General features: G+C 61.3%; 4 protein-coding genes. All 4 read right to left on the bottom strand.

The features are described from left to right. Positions 1–195: nitroreductase family protein (locus ACEW8G_RS15160; RefSeq protein WP_373489234.1), on the bottom strand; the 195-nt coding region annotated here is incomplete at its 3' end. Between the two features lie 123 nt (positions 196–318). Then, positions 319–780, bottom strand: coding sequence for a hypothetical protein (locus ACEW8G_RS15155; RefSeq protein WP_373489233.1), 462 nt, complete (start codon positions 778–780; stop codon positions 319–321). Further along, positions 777–1394, bottom strand: coding sequence for a hypothetical protein (locus ACEW8G_RS15150; protein WP_373489232.1), 618 nt, complete (start codon positions 1392–1394; stop codon positions 777–779). The genes ACEW8G_RS15155 and ACEW8G_RS15150 overlap by 4 nt, the downstream gene beginning before the upstream one ends. Before the next feature lie 107 nt (positions 1395–1501). Beyond that, on the bottom strand, positions 1502–3070 hold a 1569-nt coding region (cobT, locus tag ACEW8G_RS15145), incomplete at its 5' end, for a cobaltochelatase subunit CobT (protein ID WP_373489231.1).

The following is a 3070-nucleotide window of genomic DNA, read 5'->3' as shown; positions in this document are numbered from 1 at the left end:
CTTGGCCTTGATCTTGGCGGTGAGGTCTGCGAGCGGCTGCCCGGACAACACAATTGCGCTCCACGGCTGGGTGTTGCCGCCCGACGGCGCGCGCTGCGCCTTGCGCAATATCTCCTGCAGCACATCGAGCGGCACCGGATCGGGCAGGAACTGACGCACCGAACGACGGGTGGCAACGGCTTCGGTGACGTTCACAGATGGCTCTCCAATGAATGGTTTAATCGATTGGTTAAGCCCGTACAGCGTGCTTGGCAACCCACCTGCCCTCGCAAAAGCAGCCGGCTGCCAAGCAACGCATGTACCCATGCCTCAAACGAATTAACCAGCCTTGGGGCCCATGTCGTCGGCATCCACCGGCTTCAGCTTGTGGCTCGCCTTGTCGAACTCAGCCTTGGTAGAAGGTTCGAGATTGGGCCTGCCGACCATGATCCCCATTTTGATCTTGCAGCGGACATACTGTGTTTCGTCAGGTTCCACCTCAAGGTTCAGCACGTCTTTGGCCTCACTGCTGACCACGAACGTCTGCGGGCCCGGCGCAGCGACATGCGTGAAATACTTGCCAGCACCCAGAGCGCTGACCCGCTGGTCATTCTGATTGACCTGACAACCAAGTGCGAATCCGCTGCCACCGGTGCGAAAAAATACGATCTGACCCTTGCCTGCGGGAGGTGCCGCGATGCTGATCGGCGTGACGGCTTCCTTTGCGCCAAGCGGGCTTGCTGCCGCCATCGCAGCGCCTGCCAGCAAAACCGCCCCGTTCATCCCCCACAAATTCTTCATTGTTGCTGTTTCCCTTCACTGCGGGAGCCATCGTCTCCCTGCCCCGCATCGGCGCGCGGAATGTGCACCGTATGCCGAACCTTGGCTAAGGCAACTGTGCCCTCTGCGACCTGGACATTGCCTCCTGAAAAAAGATAACCCGCCATCGGCAAAGCAACGCTGGCGGCCAGGGCCGCATCAAGATGGTCTTTGCCCGCCTTTTTCAACTCGAAGCTGCGCAGCGGCACAATGTGGCCGTTATGGCTGATAAACCTCGCTGCCAAAATCAGCTCGCCGCCCTTGCCACCGGCACGCGCCTTTGCGGCATGCACCACCTGCCCAAGCCCGGTGGCACCCGCAGGAATGATCTCGACCCCGTCGACAAGGATCGGTTCGGCAAGCGCGATCGGGAAACACGTCCCCGTCGTCGCGGTTTTTGAATCGAGGGACGATGTAATGCGAATCGCGACGGACATCAAAGCGGGGATGAGGTCGCCGGTTGCGGTGGCATCCTCCACCTGCTGAGGGGCAGAAAACGCACACGGAGCCGGTTTGCTTGCATCTTTGGCGATTGCCTGCCCGCAATTCATGGCCAGTGCCAAGACCGACATAAAGCGTATTGATGCGATTATCATGCGACCCTCTAAATATCACTCTGTTCCAGTCATGGGGGCAGCGCAAGAAGGTAATGGACGCGGGCTATCAAAAAGTGATCGCATGTCCCAGTACCGGTTCGAGCTGGTCACGGATCATCAAACAGCCCAGCGAGCTGCTCCACCATTGTGCCGCCAAGCTGCTCTGCGTCCATGATCGTCACGGCGCGCTTGTAATAGCGGGTGACATCGTGGCCGATGCCGATGGCGATCAGTTGCACGGGCGACAGGCGCTCGATCCAGTCGATCACTTTTCTTAAGTGCTGTTCGAGATAGGCGCCGTGATTGACTGAAAGCGTGGAATCATCCACCGGCGCGCCATCGGAAATCACCATCAGAATGCGGCGTTCCTCGCTGCGCGCCATCAAACGGTTGTGCGCCCAGAGCAACGCTTCGCCATCGATATTTTCCTTGAGCAACCCCTCGCGCATCATCAGGCCCAGGTTCTTTCGCGCGCGCCGCCACGGTTCATCAGCCTTTTTGTAAATAATGTGCCGCAAGTCATTGAGACGACCTGGAAGTTGCGGGCGGCCCGATCCCAGCCAGTCCTCACGGCATTGGCCACCTTTCCACGCCTTGGTGGTGAAGCCAAGAATCTCGGTCTTGACCCCGCAACGCTCAAGCGTGCGCGCCATGATGTCCGCGCTGATCGCCGCGATGCTGATCGGGCGGCCGCGCATCGATCCGCTGTTGTCGATCAGCAGCGTGACCACGGTGTCGCGGAAATTGGTGTCGCGCTCGATCTTGTACGACAGCGAATGGCCCGGCGAGACGATCACCCGCGCCAGCCGCGCGGCGTCAAGCATGCCTTCTTCCTGATCGAAATCCCAGCTGCGGTTCTGTTGCGCCATCAAGCGGCGCTGCAGCCGGTTGGCGAGCTTGGTCACCGCGCCCTGCAGATGCGCCAGCTGCTGGTCCAGATAGGCACGCAGCCGCAGCAGCTCATCCTCGTCGCACAATTCGGTGGCCTCGACGATCTCGTCATAGCGCTCGGTCCAGGCGCGGTAGTTGAAATCGGCGGGCATATCGGTCCAAGGGCGGTTGGGCCGCGTTGGCATCATGCCGTCGTCGCCCATCTCGCCGGGGTCGCCATCGTCGCCGTCGTCCATATCGCCTTCGGTGTCGGACTCCTCACCGTCGTCGCTGTCGCCCTTTTGCTCCTCGCCGCGTGCCTCGGTCTGATCCTGGTCAGCCGAATCCTGCTCGCCGTCCTCATTATCGGGATCGCCCTCATCGGGGCCATTGTTATCCTCGCCGCCGTCGTCTTCGTTCTCGGTCTCGTCCATCTGGCCTTCGGTGAGGTCAAGATGTTCGAGCAGCCGGGTCGCGAGCGCGGCAAAACCCGACTGATCGTCGAGCGAGAGCGCAAGGTTGTCGAGGTCCTCGCCGCCCTTTTCTTCAATCCAGTCACGCAACAGCGCCACCCCGGCGGCGCTCGATTGCAGCACCGGTTTGCCGGTGAGCCGTTCGCGCACGATCATCGCCAGCGCGCTCGATATCGGCACCTCGTCGATCTTGGTGGCACGCGCGATCGGATCGGATCGCATCCGCATGTCGAGCGCGGCATCAAGGTTGGCGCCCAGCCCGGCCATTGCGCGGCTGCCCAATGCCTCAACCCGCGCCTGTTCGACCGCATCGAACGCCGCCCGCGCCACCGC

It is taken from the genome of Blastomonas sp. (assembly GCF_041747255.1).
In the GTDB taxonomy this organism is placed as follows: Bacteria; Pseudomonadota; Alphaproteobacteria; order Sphingomonadales; family Sphingomonadaceae; genus Blastomonas.
The sequence above is the reverse complement of the archived record's forward strand: the minus strand, read 5'-3'. Positions and strand labels throughout refer to the sequence as shown.

Excerpts from the sequence above, each read along its gene's own strand:
- ACEW8G_RS15155 (WP_373489233.1), bottom strand. The coding sequence starts at position 780 with ATGAAGAATTTGTGGGGGATGAACGGGGCGGTTTTGCTGGCAGGCGCT.
- ACEW8G_RS15150 (WP_373489232.1), bottom strand. The coding sequence starts at position 1,394 with ATGATAATCGCATCAATACGCTTTATGTCGGTCTTGGCACTGGCCATG.